Raw genomic sequence first — 18,390 nt, 5'->3', positions numbered from 1 at the left:
TACGCGGGCTGCGAGGCCGCGCCTCCCAGCAGCGAGGACGCCGGTAGTGGCGGGGGCGGAAGGCGGTGCCCATGCTGGAAACGGCCGGCCCGCACCGCGAGAGGACGAGAGCCATGCGTGAATTCCTGGTCGAACTGATCACCACGATCCCCGACGGCACCGGTCAGGACGAGGTCGACCGGCGGCGCGCGGCGGAAGCCGTCCGGGCCGCCGAACTGGCCGCCACCGGGCACCTCGCCCGCCTGTGGCGTCCCGTCGGCGAGCGGCGCAGCATCGGCGTGTGGCGGGCCGCGGACGAGGAGGAGCTGCGCGCGAAGGTGCTCGGCACGCTCCCGCTGTGGCCGTGGATGACGGCGACCGTCACCGCTCTGGAGCCCCATCCGAACGACCCCGGCAGCCGGTGACGGCCCTCGCCGTGCCGCGGACGGGCTCTGGGCGGCCCATGGTCGTGGAAGGCCCCGCCGTCACCCGACCCCGTCGTCACCCGATCCCGTCGTCACCCGATCCCGGCGACAATCGACGCAGGACACCCGACCGCGGGTGTGCGGGCGCAAGCCCGCGCATCCCGGCCGGCCGACCGACCAGGAGCCGCTCATGAACACCGCACGGGACCTCGCGATCGTCGCCCTCGACCTGGCGCAGGACCACCGCGTGGAGCAGGGCGAGCTGTCCCTGGCGCTGGCGGCGGCCGAGGTGTTCGACCTGCTCGACGCCGGCGCCCTGACCCTCGCCGAGGACCGCATCGCCCCGAACGCGCAGGCCCCCACGGGCGACCGGCTGCTGGACGAGGCGGCCACGGCGCTCATACGGCAGGAACCGTACGAGTCGGTCGAGGACTGGCTGTGGCGGCGGGGGCGCGGGCTGTCCGCGGCGTACGTCGAGGATCTGGAGCAGACGGGGACCATGTCCAGGTCGCGGGGGTTCCGTCTTCCGCTGCGCGCCGCACGCACGGTGCCGGGCGACCCGGCGGCCCGGCAGCGGGCCGAGCAGCGCTGGACGTCGCGCGAGCCGCTGCTCGCCGCGCTGGGCGCCGCCGCCGGGATCGGCACCGAGCCGGCGGCACCCGGCCCCGGCGAGGGCCCGGCGGACACGGACGCGCTCACCGACGACACGTCCTCGGCCGTGCTGGCCGCGCTCGGCAACGCGGTGATGGAGCTGGAGGCCGTACGCCAGCGGCGCGCGATCGAGGACGCCGCCTTCGACAACGTGTGGCGGGGCTTCTAGCGCGAGGCCGGGGGTGCGGGCGCGGATGCGGGCGCGGGCGCGGCTCACAGCAGGGGCAGTCCGTCCGCCTGCCGTCGCTCCAGCCGGGCCACCAGGTCCACCGCCGACGCCTTGATCGTCTCCAGACCGGCCTTCCCCCAGGGCCGCGGCTCCATGTCGACGACGCACACGGTGCCGAGCACCATGCCGGTGGAGTCGATCAGCGGGGCGCCCAGGTACGACCGGACGCCGAACTCGTCGACGATCGGGTTCCCCGCGAACCGGGGGTAGTCGCGGACGTCCTCCAGCACCAGCGCCTTGCGCCGGACGACCACATGGGGGCAGAACCCATGGTCGCGTCCCAGGTAGCGGCCGAGTCGCGGCTTGCTGTCACCGGCCCGCGCGAGATCCACGGCGGGCCGCACATGCAGCCCGGCGAAGAACTGCCGGCTCTCCCCCACGAAGTTCACCATGGCGTACGGCGCCGCGGTGAGCTGGGCGAGGTGCTCCGCGAACCCGTCCAGGGCAGGGTCGGGATGCTCCCCGAGGCCCATGGCGAGCCACCGCTCCGCGCGGGCGGGGGCCTCCTTGTCCTCCGGGGTGAGCAGCAGGCGGGCGACCGGGTGCGGTGGGCCGTAGCTCATGGGCGGGTTCCGTCGCTGTGGACGCGGGTCATATGCGGCTCCGTGCGGGTGTGTGCGGATGTCACCTGTGGGCGCCGTGGCTCGGTGCGTGGGCCGGCGCGTGGGCGAGGAGGTGCCGGACCAGGGTCAGCAGGGTCTGGACGCCCGAACTGGAGATCCGGGCGTCGCAGCGGACGACCGGGATCTCCGGGTCGAGGTCGATGGCGGCCCTCACCTCCTCGGGGTCGTACCGGAAGCCGCCGTCGAACTCGTTGACGGCGACGATGAATCCGAGGCCCCGCTGCTCGAAGAAGTCCACGGCGGCGAAGCAGTCCTCCAGGCGCCGGGTGTCGGCGAGGATGACCGCGCCGAGCGCGCCCTCGGAGAGCTCGTCCCACATGAACCAGAAGCGCTCCTGTCCGGGCGTGCCGAAGAGGTACAGGACGTGTTCCGGGTCGAGGGTGATGCGGCCGAAGTCCATGGCGACCGTCGTCTCGACCTTGTTCTCGACGCCTTCCAGGTTGTCGGTCGCGGCACTGACGGTCGTGAGCAGCTCCTCTGTGCTGAGCGGCGCGATCTCGCTCACCGCGCCGACGAAGGTGGTCTTGCCTGCCCCGAACCCTCCCGCCACCAGGATTTTCAACGCGGTGGGGAACGGATCAGAGCTGTCGTCGTAGTCCATCGAGCACTGCCTCCAGAAGAGCCCGGTCTGTCGGGTTGTGGTGGAACTCGGGGGGCTTGGTGGTGAGCGCCCCGCAGTCGACGAGGTCCGACAGCAGCACCTTGGTGACCGCCGCCGGCAGCTTCAGGTGGGCGGCGACCTCGGCGATCGAGACCGGGGCGCGGCACAGGTCGAGGGCCTGTTCGTGCTCGGGGCCCAGATAGCCGAGGGGGGTCGCCCCGGTGGCCATGACCTGTGACATGAGGTCGAGCGCGACGGTGGGCCGGGTGCGGCCGTTGCTGACGGTGAAGGGGCGCACCAGCCGTCCGGCCGCGTCGTCGAGCCAGGGCCCGTCGCCGGCCGCCGTCACGTTCAAGGCCTCAGCGCCGAGGGGTCGACGGCGTGCTGCCGGGGTGCGGTGACCAGGTACGGGCGGACGCTCTTGACGAGCATCGCCATCTCGTAGCCCAGCACGGCGGCGTCGGCCTCCCGGCCGGCCAGGACGGCGAGACAGGTGCCGGAGCCGGCCGTGGTGACGAACAGCAGCGCGGAGTCGAGCTCGACGACGACCTGGCGCACGTCGCCGCCGTCCCCGAAGCGGACGCCGGCGCTGCGGCCGAGCGAGTACAGGCCGGAGGCGAGGGCCGCCATGTGGTCGGCGCTGTCCGGGTCGAGCCCGTGGACCGATTTCACGAGCCCGTCGCAGGACAGGAGGACCGCGCTGGAGGTGTGCGGCACGCGCTGCACGAGGCCGCTCATCAGCCAGTCGAGGTCGGACACATGGGCGGTCGGCGCTTCGCTCGCCATGATGGATCGACTCCTTGAGGTACGAAGGTCTGCGGGAGCGCTGGGTGCGGGGGTGGGGATCCGTGCGGACGGCGGGTGGGTCAGGGACGTGGTCATCCGGCCGGTGCGCTCCCGTCGGGCCAAGTGGGCTGGTCGGTACCGGACGGCTGTCCGGGGTCGGCGTCGGCTGTCGGGGCCGGGCCGCTGGGTGACGTGCCGGCGCCCATGGAGGCTGAGCCCATGGAGGCTGAGCCCATGGAGGGTGGGCCCATAGAGGCTGGACCCATGGGCGAGGCGGTACCCATGGGTGGGACGCCCATGGGCTCGATGTCCAGGGAGGAGGCGCCCAGGAGGGGCGTGTCCCTGGGGGACGTCTCGGTGCGGGATGTCTCGGTGCGGGACATCTCGGTGGCAGAAGCGTCCATGGGTGTCTTCTCCATGGACGGCAGGCTGGTCATGTGGGGGACGTCTGTGTGCCGCGCGTCCAGCGGGGCCGGGGCCAGGCTCGCGGAGGGGGACGTGTCGCTGTGCCGTGTCTGACCGTGTGCGGCCGGACCGTGTGCGGCCTCCATGGGGGGCAGGACGGTGTGTCCTGAACCCATGTGGGCCACCGGCAGGTGATGGCTCGTGTCCATGTGGGCGGCGGACGTGTGCGTCGACTCCATGTGCTGCTGGGTCTCGGCGAGTCCGATGCCGCGCTGGAAGGCCGCCATCAGTCCCGGGTCGTGCCCGGCGACCTCGTCGGACTCCTGGCGGGCCACCGGACCGTCCCGCAGTTGCGGCGCGATGTGCTCCTGGGCGCGCCGCCGGGGCAGTTGGGGTTTGCCCATGGTGCCCCGGACGGCGCCGGCGCGCGGGGTGAGCGGTCCGACGCTGTTCTCGGCGAGCTGGCGGCGGTCGGCGTCGCTGATGCCGGGCACCGCCTCCGCCGGGTTGGCCCGCCCCTGGTGGGCGCCGCGCACGGGCAGCGGCGGTCCTTCGCCCTTGGCCGGGGCCGGGACGGTGCCGCGGGTGCCGGTGCGTGGGCGCGCCTGGCGGGGCGCCGGCAGGTCGGGCTGGGCGGCGGACGCGCCCCGTGTGCCGTCCGCGGGCGTCTCCGGGTCGGCCCGCCGGTGCTGCGGTGGCCTCGGCGCCGTCTGCCGTGCGGCCGATTGCGGCGGCAGCGGGACGGGGGCGGAGGGGCCGGCGGGGGCGGAGGGACCGGCGGTCCGGTGCCCCGGCGCCTCTGTCATCCGGGGTTCCTGGGCCCGAGGCGCGCCTGCGGGGGCGCCGGGCTCCGCGCCCAGCAGTCCCTGCGGGACGACGAGGACGGCCTGGACGCCGCCGTAGATGTTGGTCTGCAGACGCACATGGATGCCGTGCCGTTTGGCGAGCTGCGAGACGACGAACAGGCCGATGCGCCCGTCCGACAGGAGGCTGGCGACGTTGACCTGGTCGGGGTCGGCGAGCAGGGCGTTCATCCGGGCCTGTTCGCCGACGGGCATGCCGAGCCCGCGGTCCTCGACCTCGACGGCGAGTCCGGACGTCACCAGGTTGGCCCGCAGCAGCACTTGGGTGTGCGGGGCGGAGAACACCGTGGCGTTCTCGACCAGTTCGGCCAGCAGGTGGATGACGTCGGCGACGGCGTGGCCGCGCAGGGTGCCGTCGATCGGCGGCACCAGTTTGACCCGTGAGTACTGCTCGACCTCGGCGATGGCCGAGCGCAGGACCTCGGTCATCGGGACGGGGTTGCTCCACTGGCGCCGGGAGACGGCGCCGCCGAGCACGGCGAGGTTCTCGGCGTGCCGCCGGATGCGGGTGGCGAGGTGGTCGACGTGGAAGAGGCCCTTGAGGAGGTCCGGGTCCTCCATCTCGTTCTCGAGCTCGTCGAGGATGGAGATCTCCCGGTGCACCAGCGACTGAAGGCGCCGGGCGAGGTTGACGAAGACCTCCAGCTTCTGTTCGCTGCCGGCCTGGCTCGACAACCGGGAGGCCTGCACGACGGCGTGGACCGCCCCGTCGTGGGCGCGGGCCAGGTCGGCGGCGAGGAGATCGAACTCGTCGGCGTCGTCGGGCGGTCCGTTGCGCGGCGTGCGCTTCGGCGGGCCGTCGCCGCGCCGCAACGCCTCGACGAGGGAGCGAAGTTCGGCCTCTCCCCGGGCGCTGGCGCGGCGCAGGGCGCCGACCCGCCGGCTCACCGTCCGGGCCGCGCGGTCGGCGGCGACGGCGGCGATGACGATGCCCGCGAGGGTCACCGAGAGCGCGCCGGCCAGGACGACCCACAGGACCGGGGTCGGCCGGGCTCCGGTGGAGCGCACCACGAACAGCACCGCGGCGCTGGCGCTGAGGGACACGGCCACGGGTGGCAGGACGGCCAGGCGCAGCAGTTGGGGCCGTATCTGGGTCTCGGGCAGCGCGGGTGCGGGACGGGCGGCGGGGCGCCCGTGCCTCCCGCCCTCACGGCGGTCAGCGCGTGTGGCCGGGGCGCGGAGTTGAGACATCAAGGTCCTCGTACTGGTCCGTCGGTCGGGGCCTGGGGGGGTGCACGCGGTCTGCGTGGGCCCGGGGCTGTGCGCCTGCTCGGTGCCGGTCGACGGAACCGAGGGAATTCGGCTGCGTGTCGCCCGACGGACACTCACAGTAGTCGCCTCCGCATCAAGTGCGGTGGGCAGTTGACAAACTCCCGCAGACGGCGTCCCGCTCTGGTATGAGGGCTCGTACGACAGACCGATAACCGGTCACGCCGCGCGTCCGGGAAGTGACATCGAACGATCAGAGCTGGTCAGAAGTGGTCGCCGCCGGCAAGCTTGTCCGGCACCCGAGACGACCCTCACCCTTCGCCGGAGCCGCCCCCGGCCCCCCGTGCCGACCTCCATCGGAGCGCCGGGCGCCGGCCCGCACCCCACCACACGCCCCCAGAGCGTCACCGACCGTAGCGGCGCACGCGGCGATCCACGCGCCCCTCGGCACACCCGAGCGCCGGGCGCACGCTCCTGAACAGAGGTCAGGTCCACAGGAGTTGGCGCGGACGCCCATCCCGCGCGGCTTCCGTCCGACGCCGTACGGGGGATGCTGTACCGCCGCCGTGCCGATCAACGCGCGTACACGACATGAGGCACCTGACGCTCCGCCAAAGTCCGCCAGTCAGCGGCCTTTTGCCAGACCCCAACGCCCGGCATTTCACCCGCCGATGAAATCCAGCGACCCGACAGCCCTGGCTCCCGCGGATCATCCCCCCGGCCGCAGGCCCGAGTTGCCCAAGGTGCGTCTTTCAATAACTCGTGTCAGCTTTGAGGGAAGGCGTCTCGAAAGGGTGATCGACATGACCTCGGCGTCACCGCATTGGGTGTCCCTCAACGAAAGCCCCCCACTGTTCGAGAGCGATCTCGGCAGTATCCAAGTCGTCGACAGACAAGGCCTTTCCATCCTCGACGGGCTGTCGATCAAGCGAGTGGTCCTGGGGCCGAACGCGATCAGGGAACCGCAATGGAACGTCAACGCCAACCAGCTCGCTTATGTCGTGCGCGGCGAAGTGCTCATATCGATGCTCGGCTCCGGAAACGAATTCTCGTCGTTCGTGGCCGGCGAAGGGCAGATGTACCATGTGGAATCCGGATCCGTTTACCACATAGAGAACCTCGCCCCGACCGAGGCCGAGGTCATCGTGGCCCTGCGCAGCGAGAAGCCGCAGCACTTCTCCCTGCGCGACAGCTTCTCCGCGATGACCAACCCCGTGCTCGGCAACACGTACGATCTGCCGGCCTCCGCCTTCGACGCGTTCGCGCGGCCGGACGCCCAGCAGATCCTCCCGCGCGGGAAGAACTCCTCGGTCAATCCCACCCAGCGGTTCCCCAACGCCCATCTCTTCGACGTCGAGGGCCAGCACCCGCCGACGGCGTACGAGTACGGGTCGGCGCGGCTGGCACGGAAGCAGTTCTGGGCGGCCCTGGAGGACATCTCGATGTACTCCCTGCGGATCAAGGAGAACGGGATGCGTGACGCGCACTGGCATCCCGTGACCGCGGAGATGGGGTACGTGGCCGAGGGGCGGGCCCGGATGCGCATCCTCGATCCCGACGTCACCCTGGACGAGTACGAACTCAAGCAGGGGGACGTCTATTTCGTGCCGCGCGCCTATCCGCACCACATCGAGGTGCTCGGCGACGACGCGTTCCACTTCCTGATCTTCTTCGATCAGCCGACGCCGGGTGACATCGGTTACCGGACCACGGCGACCGCGTTCTCCCGGGAGGTGATGGCGTCCACCCTCGGCGTGGACGAGCGCAGTCTGCCGGACTTCCCCTTCACCACTGCCGATCCCCTGATCGTCGCGCGGAAGAACCCGACCCCGCCGGCGAGGGAAGCCTGACCCGTGCGGGCGACCTCGCCGACGGCACCGACACCGACGCGTCTGTCCGTCGTGGCCGTGCTCCTGTCCTTCGCCACAGGAGCCGGTGACGCGTTCGCCTTCGTCCAGCTCGGCAGCGTGTTCACCGCCAACATGACGGGCAGCCTCATCCTGTCGGGCCTGACGAGCCGGCCGGGATACGGGGCACTCGTCTCGGGCGCGGCCACCGCGCTGGGGGCCTTCCTGATCGCGGTGTACCTGGCCTCCAAGGCGGTCCCGAAGCATCCCGCCGCGCGGTGGAGCCAGATCAGGGCCGTGCTCCTGGCCGTGGTGGCCCTCGACCTCGTGGTGCTGATCCTCAGGTCGGTCCACTCCACCCCGGGCACCACGCTCCGGCTGCTGATGCTCGCGGCGTCCGCCGCGGCGATGGGCGCCCAGACCGCCGCCGCCAAACGGTCGGCGCACGGCGCGGGGGTGACCACGACCTTCGTCACCGGCACCCTGACCAGCCTGGCGCAGGACGCCGCCGACGGCAGCACCCGGCACGCGGGCGTCCGCCTGGCCGTGGTGGTGACGCTGGTCCTGGGCGCCCTGGCGGCCTCCGGGGCCATGGCGATCGACGCCCGCCTCGGCCCCGCCGTGGCGGCGGTCGGCGCCGCCGCGGCGATCCTCGCGCTCCCCCGGGCAGGGAGCCCGGCACCGTGACGACCGCCCGCCTCGCGCCCTCGCCGCCGCGGTCGCGCCGCTCGTCGGTGCGGCTGCTCGGCCCGGCCTTCGTCGCGGCCATCGCCTACGTCGACCCCGGCAACCTGGTCACCAACGTCACGGCCGGCGCGGAGTTCGGCACGGCCCTGCTGTGGGTGGTCGTCCTGGCGACGCTGGTCGCGGGCCCTGTGCAGTATCTGGCGGCGAAGCTGGGGGCGACGACCGGCCTCACCCTTCCCCAACTGGTCGCGAAACGCTGCTCCCCGCCCTGGCGAGTGGCGTACTGGCTGCAGGCCGAGGCCGTCGCGATCGCCACGGACGTCGCCGAGGTGATCGGTGCGGCCTTCGCGATGTACCTGCTGTTCGGCGTGCCGCTGCCGGTCGGCGGAGTCGTCGCCGCGGTGGTGGGCGGGGCCATGCTGGCCGCGGGCGACCGCCTCGGCGAGCGGTTCCTGCAGGGGGTGGCCCTCGTCTCCCTGTGCGCGATCGGCGGGGCCTTCCTGTTCTGCCTGACGTACCGCACGCCCCCGCTGCACGCCCTGGGCACCGGCATGGTGCCGACCCTGCCGGGCGATGGGGCCCTCTACCTCGCGGCGGGCATCGTCGGCGCCACGATCATGCCGCACGCCATCCACGTCCACAGCGCCCTCGCGCAGACCCATCAGCGCCTGCGGGCGCACCGCGCCGACGTGTTCCTGGCGATGCTGTTCGCCGGGAGCATCAACGCCGCGATGGTCGTGGTCGGAGCCGGTGCCCTGCACGGCCTGAGCGGCGACGACTTCGGCGACATCGCCCGCGGGCTGTCGGAGCGGGTCGGCGGCGCCGCGCAGACCGCGTTCCTGGTCGCGCTCCTCGTCAGCGGGCTGACGTCCACGGCCGTGGGCACCCAGTCGGGCGAGGTGGTGATGAGCGGGCTGATGCGCCGCAGGATGCCGCGGTCGCTGAGGCGCCTGATCACCGTGGCGCCCGCGGTCGCGCTGCTGGCGGCCGGTGTCTCGCCGGTCGGCGCGCTCATCATGAGCCAGGTGGTCCTCGCGATCGGTCTGCCGCTCGTCCTCATCCCGCTCGGACTGCTGACCTCCTCCCGCCGTGTGATGGGCGAGCACGTCAACAGCCTCGCCGTGAAGGCCGGTCTGGGGGCGGCCATCGCGGCCGTCACCCTGCTCGACGCGGCCCTGCTGCTGGAGCAGTTCTTCCCCTGAGCCACGAACCCCACGGTTCCCCCCACTAGTTCTTAGGAGTTGCCATGGCCGGCACAGGTGACACCCCGGAGCCGACCGGACAGCCGCCCGGGGCTCCTCCCGCGGACTCCCCCGTCGCACGGTTCCTGCGCGAGCTGAGGGAGGCCATCACGCCCCGCGCCGGAATCCTCCTCCTCGGCGTCCTCATCCTGGAGTTGGCCTTCGTCGTCTCCTACATCGGCGCCTTTCACTCGCCCAAGCCGCACAAGCTCAGCCTGGCCGTGGTGGCCCCGCCGGCGGCGCAGTCACAGGTGATCGACAAGCTGAACGGCATTCCCGGGGAGCCGCTCGCGGGCCGGCCCGCCGACAGCGTGGCGCAGGCGCGGACGATGGTGCTGGAGCGTCAGGTGGACGCCGCCCTCCTGGTCACCCCGGCGGCTCCCGCGAACCAGCTGCTGGTGGCGTCCGCGGCCGGCCCGTCGAGCGTGCAGGCGCTGCAGACGGTGTTCCAGAAGGCGGACCCGGCGCGTCCGGTGCGGATCACCGATCTGCGTCCGCCGAACGAGGCGGACGGACGGGGGCTGGCCAGCTTCTATCTGGCGGTCGGCATGGTGGTGGGTGGCTATCTGGGCTCCGCCGCGCTGTCCGCGTCGTACGGGGCCAGGCCGGCGACGTCCCATCGGATGCTCATCAGGCTGGGCGCGCTGGCCGGGCTGTCGGTCCTGTCGGGGCTCGGCGGCGCGATCATCGTCGATCTGGTCTTCGACGCGCTGCCCGGGCACTTCGTCGCGATCTGGTGGATCGCCGCCCTCACCACGTTCGCCGCGGCGGCGACCGGGATGGCCTTCCAGGTCCTGCTGGGGCCGGCGGGCATCGCCCTGTCGGTGCTGATCTTCGTGGTGCTCGGCAATCCGAGCGCGGGCGGTGTCTATCCGGCGGCGCTGCTGCCGCCCTTCTGGCGGGACCTCGGGCCGGCCCTTCCCAACGGCGCTTCGGTGACGCTGATCCGCAACTACGCGTACTTCGGCGGGCACGACACCGCCACGGCCTGGTGGGTCCTGTCCGCCTGGGCGGTGGGCGGCGTCCTGGTGAGCGCGCTCGTCGCCGCGCTCCGGCGCAAGCCCAAGGGCATCGGCGCCCTCGGGACACCCGCCGCCGGAGCGGCCGGGACCAGCGCCTGACGGACGGCGGGCCCGGGACCGGCACCTGACGGACGGCGGCCCCGCCCCCCGTCTCTGTCAGCGCTCCCCGGCGAGGTCGAGCTGTCCCTTGGCGCTCCCCTCCCCGTCCTCGCCGGCCCGGGAGGGCTGCCAGGTCCGCGGGACCGGCCCCGACACCGTGCGCCACCACGGCTCCACGGGCAGCTCCCCCGCCGGTTCGAACGGCTGACCGGGCTGGGGGAACGCCACCGCCTGGCCGACGTCCCCGGCGGCGTCCCGCATCCACTCCCCCGGCTCCGCCCACGGGTGCGGCGCCAGGTTGAAGGTGCCCCAGTGGATGGGGAGCAGCACCCCGCCGGGGGTGCCGCCCTGCAGATCGAGGTGACTGCGGACCCCCTCGGCGGGTGTCATGTGGATGTCCGGCCAGAAGTGGGAGTAGGCGCCGACCTGGATCATCGTCGCGTCGAAGGGGCCGTGCGCGGCGCCGATGTCCCGGAAGCCGTCGAAGTAGCCGGTGTCACCGCTGTGGTAGACGCGGTGCTCACGCGAGGCGACGACCCAGGACGCCCAGAGCGTGTGCTGGGTGTTGCGCAGCCCGCGGCCGCAGAAGTGGCGGGCCGGGGTGGCGGTGAGGGTGAGGCCGCCGACCTCGGTCGACTCGTGCCAGTCCAGTTCGCGGAGCCGGTCGGCGGGGACGCCCCAGTGCTCGAGGTGCGCGCCGACGCCGAGCGGGACGGCGAACAGGGTGTCGGTGCCGGCCAGCGCCTTGATCGTGGGGAGGTCGAGGTGGTCGTAGTGGTCGTGCGAGATGACGACGACGTCGACCGGGCCGAGCGCGGCGAGCGGGAGCGGCGCGGGGTGCAGCCGCCTGGGGCCGGCGAACGGGAACGGGGAGCAGCGCTCGCCCCACACGGGGTCGAACAGCACACGGCGGCCGTCGATCTCGGCGAGGATGCTGGAGTGCCCCATCCAGGTCAGGCGCAGCCCCGTGGCGGGCGGCTTCGCGAGGTCGGCGTAGGTGGTGGGGTGCACCGGCACGGTGCCCTTGGGCGTGCGCAGCGGCCGGGTGTCCTTGTCGAAGAAGACCTTCGCGAACTCCAGCATCGAGCCGGAGGGTCTGGTGCGGGCGGTCCCGCCCGGGTTCTGGAACACGCCGTCGCGGAAGTGCGGCGACCGGCGGATGCGCGCCATGCGCTCACCGCTGGGGTCCACGCCGAAGGCCGTCGGCCGCAGGACGCTCAGCCCGGCGCTCGGGAATCGGGAACCGGCCACGGTACCTCCAGGTGGAGTCGGTGAGGCTTCCATTATGGGCGGCCACCCCGACGGTCCCCCGCGATCACGGCCGACAGCCCCCTGTCATCCCGAACGCCGGGTCGCCGGTGTTCGTTCCCGGGTCCGGCGGCGAAACGCACCGCCTGCGTTGACATGTCCTTGCCTTGGTCGTGATACTGACCCGTCGTTCAGGAGCTATGCGGCTCTCCCGGCCGCCCGGGCGCCTCCGTCATCTCGCGGACGACCGCGCAGACCGCCGCCGAGCCCGGAGTTCGCATGACCTCGCCGTTCCTGTCCCTCACCTGGACCGACCATGTCACGGGCCGCCAGGGCTTCCTGGTCGTGGACCGGCTGGTGCGGGGCGTCTCCAGCGGCGGACTGCGGATGCGGCCGGGCTGCACGCTGGAGGAGATCGCCGGGCTGGCCGCGGGCATGACCCTCAAGGAGGCCCTGCACTACGACCCGGAGGCGCGGTACGTCCCGCTGGGCGGCGCCAAGGGCGGCATCGACTGCGATCCCCGGGACCCGGAGGCGTACGGGCTGCTGGTGCGCTACCTGCGCGCGATGCGGCCGTACGTCGAGACGCTGTGGACCACGGGCGAGGATCTGGGGCTCAGCCAGGACGTCGTCGACCGGGCGGCCCGGGAGGCGGGGCTCGTCTCGTCGGTGCAGGCGGTGTACCCGCTGCTGGACGACGAGGCCGCCGCCCGGCGCCGGCTGGCCGAGGCGTTCGCGGTGGACGTCGACGGCATCGGGCTCGACGAGCTGGTGGGCGGCTGCGGCGTGGCCGAGTCGGTGCTCACCGCGCTGGACCGGGCCGGGGTGCCGCGCTGGCGGACCCGGGTCGCCCTGCAGGGCCTGGGCACGATGGGCGGGGCCACGGCGCGGTTCCTCGCGCGCGCGGGGCTCACCGTGGTGGCCGTCGCCGACATCAAGGGGACCGTCGCCAACCCGGCGGGGCTGGACGTGGAGGCGCTGCTGGCGGCGCGGGACGGCTACGGCACGGTGGACCGCGCGGCGTTGCGCCCCGGTGACCGTGAACTGCCGGGCGACGCCTGGCTGTCGGCGGAGGCGGAGGTGCTGGTGCCGGCGGCGGTGTCGTACGCGGTGGACGCCGCGAACCAGGGCCGGATCAGCGCCCGCTGGATCGCCGAGGCGGCGAACATGCCCGTGCGTCCGGAGGCGGAGCTGCTGCTGGCCGCGCGCGGGGTCACCGTGCTGCCGGACGTCGTCGTCAACTCGGCCACCAACGCGTGGTGGTGGTGGACGCTGTTCGGGGACATCGGCCCGGACGCCGACGAGGCGTTCGCCCACACGCGGCGTGCGATGCGGGCCCTGACCGACCGGACGCTGGCCCGCGCGGAGGCAGACGGCACGACCCCGCGGGCCGCCGCGCACGCCCTCGCGGCGGACCGGCTGCCGGTGATCACCGAACGGTTCGGCTGGCACCGCTGACGAGCGGTCCCGCCGAGGGCGGTGCGGGCCAGGCCGTAGGGTGACGGCGTGGCGAGGGCGAGAGTGCGGTTGAGCGTGGCGGAGCGGCGGGCGGACCTGCTGCGGGCCGCCGTGGAGCAGATAGAGGCGCGGGGTGTGGCGGCGGTCAGGATCGCCGACGTGGCCTCGGCGCTCGGGGTGAGCAACGCGCTGGTGCTCTACCACTTCGACACGAAGGAGAAGCTGGTCGCGGCAGCGTTCGCGCACGCCGCCGAGGGCGACCTGACGCGGCTGCGCGGGATCCTGGGCCGCCGGACGACGGCGGTACGGCGGCTGCGGGCGGCCGTGCGCTGGTACGCGCCGACCGGTCAGGCCAAGGGCTGGCGGCTGTGGATCGAGGGCTGGGCGGCGGCGTTGCGCGATCCGGCCCTGCGGGAGGTCACGCGCGAGCTCGACCGGCAGTGGAAGAGCGCCCTCGCCGGGGTCCTCGCGGAGGGCGTGGCCGCGGGCGAGTTCGACTGCCCGGACCCGGCGGCGGCCGCACTGCGCCTGACCGCCCTCCTCGACGGTCTGGCGGTCCAGCTGACGTCGTATCCCGGGTCGCTGTCCCGCGCGCGGGCCCAGGAGTGGGTGGACGAGGCGCTGGCCCGGGAGCTGGGCCTGGAGCGGGCGGCGTTGACCGCCTCGGCGCGGTGAGCGGCCGCCCGTGACCGGACCGGTCACGGGCGGCTCCGCTGTCGCCCGGCCGTGCCGCCGGGCTCAGGCCACCGACTCGATGCGCATCTTGATGTCGTACGCCGAGAGCGCGCCCTTGGCGGTCACGTGGTCGCCCGAGGACTCGCCGCGCAGGCGCCGCCCGATCCAGGGGACCAGGTACTCGCGCGCCCACTGGACGTCGTCGCGCCGGATCTCCAGCGTCCCGCGGGGCGGGAGCGGCGGCCAGGGCTGGTCCGGGTCGGCGGGGATCTGAAGGCCCAGGACCTGGCCGGCGCGCAGCGCCACGCGCGTGTGCCCCTCGGGAGAGAGGTGGAGCCGGTCGCTGTCCCAGGCCCGGCGGTCCTGGACGGTCTTCAGGGACCACAGGTCGAGCACCGGGCAGCCGTAGCGGTCGGCGATGGCGCGGACGTGCCCGTTGTACGTGGCGATCTTGCCGCGCAGGTGCTTCAGCACGGGCACGCCCCGGGTGTCGAAGCCGGTCGTCACCATGACCGTGCCCGCCGCCGAGGCGAGCCGGGCGACGGCCCGTTCGAACCGTTCGGCCACTTCGTCGGGGTCGGTGCCGGGCCGCAGGATGTCGTTGCCGCCCGCGCAGAACGACACCAGGTCCGGGGCGAGTTCCACGGCCTTGGGGACCTGTTCCGCCACGATCTGGTCGAGCAGTCTGCCGCGCACGGCGAGGTTCGTGTACCGGAAGTCGCCCTCGGGACGCCGGTCGGCCAGAAGGACCGCGAACCGGTCGGCCCAGCCGACGAACGCCCCGTCGGGGCCGGGGTCGCCGACGCCCTCGGTGAAGCTGTCCCCCACCGCGACGTACGACCCGATCACTCTTCTGCTGTCACTCTTCGAATCGTCTGTCACGTCGGGACATGATTCACCTTCCGATGTGACCTACGCGACCGTAGGAAAGGGTTGACGAGCGGTGAGATAAGCCACTGCCAAAGCCTTCACCAAACCCGGAATACCGGTCCACGCGGGGATGTTGAGAGCCGAAACGCCACGCGTGGGTGTGCACGACAGACCGAAGGCCGGACCCGGGGATCGGGGTCCGGCCTTCGGCTGCGTGTCAGGCAGGTGGTGCGCGTGCGTGTCAGGGAGGCGCGCCGTGGGGCGGGGGTCAGCCGATGGCGACGCCCTTGGAGCGGAGGTAGGCCACCGGGTCCACGTCGGAGCCGTAGTTCGGCGTGGTGCGGATCTCGAAGTGCAGGTGCGGGCCGGTCACGTTGCCGGTCGCGCCGGAGAGGCCGATCTGCTGGCCCGCGGTCACCGTCTGGCCGCTGGAGACGGACAGCGAGGACAGGTGGGCGTACTGGGCGTAGTAGCCGTCGGCGAGCCGGATGACGACCTGGTTGCCGTAGGCGCCGCCCCAGCCGGCGGAGACGACGGTGCCGGCGCCGACCGCCTTCAGGGGGGTGCCGGTGGCGGCGGAGAAGTCCACGCCGGTGTGGTAGCCGCTGGACCACATGCTGCCCGCCACCTTGTACGAGGTGCCGACGGCGGCGGTGGACACCGGGGCGCTGAAGCCGTTGACGGTGCTCGTCTCACCGGCGCTCTGGGCGGCCGTCGCGGCCTTCTTCGGCGCGGCGGGCTTCGCGGACGGCTTGGACGGCGCGGTGGACGGGGCCGACGCCTTGGGGGCGGCGGTCGCGGCCTTCTTGCCGATCGAGAGCTTCAGGCCCGGGTGGATGAGCGACGGGTCGGAGCCGACGGCCTCGCGGTTGTCGGCGTACAGCTTCTTCCAGCCGCCGCGGACGTCCTGCTCGTCGGCGATCTTCGACAGGTAGTCGCCGCGCTTCACCTCGTAGGTGCGCGTCTTCTGCGCGGAGGTCTTCTGCGCCGGGGCCTTCTCGGCGGCGGCCGGGACGGACTGGACCGCCTTCTGCGGGGCGGACTGGCCGGTCGCGGCGTGGGCGCCGGTGGCCCCGATCAGCGGGAGCGCGAGAGCGGCGCCACCGGTTCCGGCGACGGCGATCGTGCGGGTGAGGCGCAGGGACTTGGGACGGCGATGCTTACCCTTCGCGGGCATGGCGAATTCCTCTCCGGCGCCTGCGAGGTGAGCTGTCGGGTGCGGGCTGGAGATGCCCGGCCGCGTCGGGACGCGACTTGACCCCGAGCCTGTTCCGGGACCGGAACAGGCGACGTACCTGTGGGTCCCCCGCTCCTGCCGTGTACGGGTGGGTGTGCGCGGATTCCGGTCGGCGGCAGGATTAGGCGTCCGTCCGGATTGGTGGCGAACGTAAGCGAGAAAGACGCATGGGAACAAGTGAGGGGTTCCGTCCGAATACGTTCGGCTTGATCCTTTACGGGATCCACCGGTCACCCTGCGTGCATTTCGAGAGGGCCGCCACCCTCGAATTCCCTTGCGAGAAAGGCCGATTACGTGAGCATGACGGGCGACGCACCGTCACCGATATGACGCTCCTCACGTGACCCTGCTCCAGCTTTCCCTATTCCGGAGCGAGTTGGAATGAAGGCATCAATTCGGACAGAAAGCCTGAATGCGACGGCGGCGGATATCCAGACCGATCATTACCGACATAAGGCCACTTCGCCCGTTTCAGACCATTACTCCCTTGCTGCGGCCTGTGGACAACTGCTTGGCGCACACAGCCATGTCGTATCGTCGGAGGCGCACCTCGCCGGCCTCACCGCCGAGCCGCGCCGGCGGGGACGACCGGGAGGAGCCCCCGTGACGCAGCAGATCCCGTCGACCGAGCCCGAGCTGGCCGGTGTGCGCAACTTCCGCGACGTGGGCGGCCTGCCCACCGTGGACGGACGACGGGTGCGGCACGGCGTGCTGTTCCGCAGCGGCCACCTCGCCCACGCCACCGCCGAGGACGCGGCCTTCCTCGACTCGCTGGGGCTGCACACGATCTTCGACTTCCGCAACGCGGCGGACCAGAAGCTGGAGGGTCCGGACGTCGAGCTGCCGGGCGTCCGCAATGTGAACCTGCCGCTGTCCGACCCGGCGGACGGCGCGGAGTTCTGGAAGATGGTCCGCGACGGCGATCTCGACCAGCTGCGGGAGATCCTGGCGGACGGCAAGGGCGCGGCCCGGATGATCGCCTCCTACCGCTCCATCGTCACGGAGCGCACCGGCGAGCACTCGCAGGTGCTGCGCTCCCTGGTGGAGGACAGCGTCCCGGCGCTGATGCACTGCGCGGCCGGCAAGGACCGCGCGGGCCTGTCGATCGCGGTGACGCTGCTCGCGGTCGGCGTCGAGCGGGAGGCGATCGTCGCCGACTATCTGAAGTCCAACGAGAAGCACCGCCGCTACAAGGTGCGGCGCGGCAGCGACGCGCCCTCGGCCTACTCGCCGGAGGTCATGGAGCTGCTGAGCCCTCTCTTCGACGCGCGCGCGGAGTATCTGCAGGCCGCCTTCGACACGATCGACGCGACCTGGGGCGACGTCGACACCTACCTGGAGCAGGGCCTGCGGCTCACCCCCGAGGCGCGGGAGCGTCTGCGGGGGCGGCTGCTCGACTGAGAACGAGGGGTACGCCTACTTTCCGCCGCCCGCCTCGAAGAGGAAGTAGATGAAGGCGGCGAAGACGTGCCCCACCGCGATGTAGATGATGAGGCGCACCCACAGGGCGCGGGGGAACTTCTCCTCCATGTCGGTCATGGCGTCACTCCAGGGGTGGGGCCCAGGCACAGGGTGGCCGTGGGGCTCTGCAACAGGGTGTGGACGAACAGGAGCTCGACGCCGCCGTCGTCCTCGGCGGCGAGCCGGTGCGGGGTCAGCGAGTCGAAGTGCGCGCTGTCCCCGGGGGCGAGCCGGTGCGTGGTGTCCCCGAGGCGCAGCCGCAGCCGCCCCTTGAGGACATGGAGCCACTCCTCGCCGGGGTGCACGCGCACGATGTCGCCCTGCGAGCCGTACGGCACATGGACGCGGAGGGCCTGCATCGCGCGGCCGGACACCCCGGCCTGCCAGTACGACCAGCCGCCGGCGGCGGTGGGTTCCATGTCGTGGGCGCGCACGACGGCGTCCCGGTCCGGGACCCTCTCGCCGAGCAGCTCGCCGACCGTCGTACCGTAGATGCGGGCGAGTGCCAGCAGCATCGGCAGCGACGGCTGGCGCTGACCGGTCTCCAGCCGGGAGAGATGGGCGGCCGACAGCCCGGCGGCGCGGGCCGCGCCCTCCAGCGTGAGGGCCGCCCGGCGACGCAGGGCCCGCAGCTGCGGCGCGACGACCGGTAGGGACTCGGCCGGCCCGGTCGCCTCGTCACCGGGCGGGTTCTCGGGAGAGCTCATGCTCCCATTCAGCCGCAGACTTACCTCGGGGGCAAATTTCTTGCCTCAGAGGCAAGGCCGCCACGGA

19 protein-coding genes and 1 riboswitch are annotated in these 18,390 nt (G+C 72.7%); of the genes, 9 read left to right on the top strand and 10 right to left on the bottom strand.

What is annotated here, in order from left to right; translation table 11 throughout:
- The first annotated feature begins 113 nt into the window (after window positions 1-113).
- Entirely contained in the window at window positions 114-404 is a 291-nt protein-coding gene (locus F8R89_RS30235; RefSeq protein WP_151786923.1) for a muconolactone Delta-isomerase family protein, read from the top strand.
- 190 nt (window positions 405-594) lie between these two features.
- Window positions 595-1,224 (top strand): GPP34 family phosphoprotein, encoded by a 630-nt coding sequence (locus tag F8R89_RS30230; protein ID WP_151786922.1) that lies wholly within the window; start codon window positions 595-597, stop codon window positions 1,222-1,224.
- Between the two features lie 44 nt (window positions 1,225-1,268).
- On the opposite strand, the gene F8R89_RS30225 is transcribed toward F8R89_RS30230, so the two are convergent.
- The 5 genes from F8R89_RS30225 to F8R89_RS30205 form a co-directional block, all read right to left on the bottom strand.
- The gene (locus F8R89_RS30225; protein WP_151786921.1) at window positions 1,269-1,847 is read right to left on the bottom strand and encodes a GAF domain-containing protein; all 579 of its coding nucleotides are present in this window, start codon (window positions 1,845-1,847) and stop codon (window positions 1,269-1,271) included.
- 61 nt (window positions 1,848-1,908) lie between these two features.
- Window positions 1,909-2,508, bottom strand: a complete 600-nt coding sequence (locus F8R89_RS30220; protein ID WP_151786920.1) for a GTP-binding protein — start codon at window positions 2,506-2,508, stop codon at window positions 1,909-1,911.
- Entirely contained in the window at window positions 2,486-2,857 is a 372-nt protein-coding gene (locus tag F8R89_RS30215) for a DUF742 domain-containing protein (protein ID WP_055619132.1), read from the bottom strand. The genes F8R89_RS30220 and F8R89_RS30215 overlap by 23 nt, the downstream gene beginning before the upstream one ends.
- 2 nt (window positions 2,858-2,859) lie before the next feature.
- Entirely contained in the window at window positions 2,860-3,294 is a 435-nt protein-coding gene (locus F8R89_RS30210) for a roadblock/LC7 domain-containing protein (RefSeq protein WP_062668835.1), read from the bottom strand.
- Between the two features lie 92 nt (window positions 3,295-3,386).
- Window positions 3,387-5,753 (bottom strand): ATP-binding protein, encoded by a 2,367-nt coding sequence (locus F8R89_RS30205; protein WP_151786919.1) that lies wholly within the window; start codon window positions 5,751-5,753, stop codon window positions 3,387-3,389.
- Between the two features lie 821 nt (window positions 5,754-6,574).
- Here F8R89_RS30205 and F8R89_RS30200 point away from each other — a divergent pair.
- Genes F8R89_RS30200 through F8R89_RS30185 form a run of 4 tightly spaced genes read left to right on the top strand, consistent with a single transcriptional unit; the run spans window position 6,575 to window position 10,667 of the window.
- Window positions 6,575-7,621: a cupin domain-containing protein gene (locus F8R89_RS30200; RefSeq protein WP_151788347.1), complete on the top strand. Its 1,047-nt coding sequence runs from the start codon at window positions 6,575-6,577 to the stop codon at window positions 7,619-7,621.
- A gap of 3 nt (window positions 7,622-7,624) precedes the next feature.
- Window positions 7,625-8,305 (top strand): DUF1275 family protein, encoded by a 681-nt coding sequence (locus F8R89_RS30195; protein WP_151786918.1) that lies wholly within the window; start codon window positions 7,625-7,627, stop codon window positions 8,303-8,305.
- Complete coding sequence (locus F8R89_RS30190) at window positions 8,302-9,507, top strand: Nramp family divalent metal transporter (protein ID WP_225994534.1); 1,206 nt, start codon at window positions 8,302-8,304, stop codon at window positions 9,505-9,507. The genes F8R89_RS30195 and F8R89_RS30190 overlap by 4 nt, the downstream gene beginning before the upstream one ends.
- Window positions 9,508-9,551: 44 nt before the next feature.
- Window positions 9,552-10,667 (top strand): ABC transporter permease, encoded by a 1,116-nt coding sequence (locus tag F8R89_RS30185; protein WP_151786917.1) that lies wholly within the window; start codon window positions 9,552-9,554, stop codon window positions 10,665-10,667.
- A gap of 57 nt (window positions 10,668-10,724) precedes the next feature.
- Here F8R89_RS30185 and F8R89_RS30180 read toward each other — a convergent pair whose 3' ends face one another.
- A complete protein-coding gene (locus tag F8R89_RS30180) occupies window positions 10,725-11,918 on the bottom strand; it encodes an MBL fold metallo-hydrolase (protein WP_151786916.1) in 1,194 nt (397 codons plus the stop codon).
- Between the two features lie 276 nt (window positions 11,919-12,194).
- Between F8R89_RS30180 and F8R89_RS30175 the strand changes: the two genes are divergently transcribed.
- A complete protein-coding gene (locus tag F8R89_RS30175; protein WP_151786915.1) occupies window positions 12,195-13,373 on the top strand; it encodes a Glu/Leu/Phe/Val dehydrogenase dimerization domain-containing protein in 1,179 nt (392 codons plus the stop codon).
- Window positions 13,374-13,448: 75 nt separating this feature from the next.
- Entirely contained in the window at window positions 13,449-14,048 is a 600-nt protein-coding gene (locus F8R89_RS30170; RefSeq protein WP_192806403.1) for a TetR/AcrR family transcriptional regulator, read from the top strand.
- Between the two features lie 63 nt (window positions 14,049-14,111).
- Here F8R89_RS30170 and F8R89_RS30165 read toward each other — a convergent pair whose 3' ends face one another.
- Both F8R89_RS30165 and F8R89_RS30160 read right to left on the bottom strand, forming a co-directional pair.
- Complete coding sequence (locus F8R89_RS30165; protein WP_151788344.1) at window positions 14,112-14,897, bottom strand: SGNH/GDSL hydrolase family protein; 786 nt, start codon at window positions 14,895-14,897, stop codon at window positions 14,112-14,114.
- 289 nt (window positions 14,898-15,186) lie between these two features.
- Window positions 15,187-16,095 carry a LysM peptidoglycan-binding domain-containing M23 family metallopeptidase gene (locus F8R89_RS30160; protein ID WP_151786914.1) on the bottom strand — a complete coding sequence of 303 codons (909 nt, stop codon included), beginning with the start codon at window positions 16,093-16,095 and terminating at the stop codon, window positions 15,187-15,189.
- A gap of 4 nt (window positions 16,096-16,099) precedes the next feature.
- Window positions 16,100-16,260, bottom strand: a riboswitch (cyclic di-AMP (ydaO/yuaA leader).
- Between the two features lie 498 nt (window positions 16,261-16,758).
- Here F8R89_RS30160 and F8R89_RS30155 point away from each other — a divergent pair.
- Entirely contained in the window at window positions 16,759-17,556 is a 798-nt protein-coding gene (locus F8R89_RS30155; protein ID WP_151786913.1) for a tyrosine-protein phosphatase, read from the top strand.
- A 15-nt stretch (window positions 17,557-17,571) separates the two neighbouring features.
- Here F8R89_RS30155 and F8R89_RS30150 read toward each other — a convergent pair whose 3' ends face one another.
- On the bottom strand, window positions 17,572-17,694 hold the full coding sequence (locus tag F8R89_RS30150; protein WP_151786912.1) for a DUF6126 family protein: 123 nt from the start codon (window positions 17,692-17,694) through the stop codon (window positions 17,572-17,574).
- Entirely contained in the window at window positions 17,691-18,323 is a 633-nt protein-coding gene (locus F8R89_RS30145; RefSeq protein WP_151786911.1) for a helix-turn-helix domain-containing protein, read from the bottom strand. Before F8R89_RS30145 ends, F8R89_RS30150 begins: the two co-directional genes overlap by 4 nt.
- Window positions 18,324-18,390 lie beyond the last annotated feature (67 nt).

This window comes from Streptomyces sp. SS1-1, from assembly GCF_008973465.1.
GTDB lineage: Bacteria > Actinomycetota > Actinomycetes > Streptomycetales > Streptomycetaceae > Streptomyces.
The sequence above is the reverse complement of the archived record's forward strand: the minus strand, read 5'-3'. Positions and strand labels throughout refer to the sequence as shown.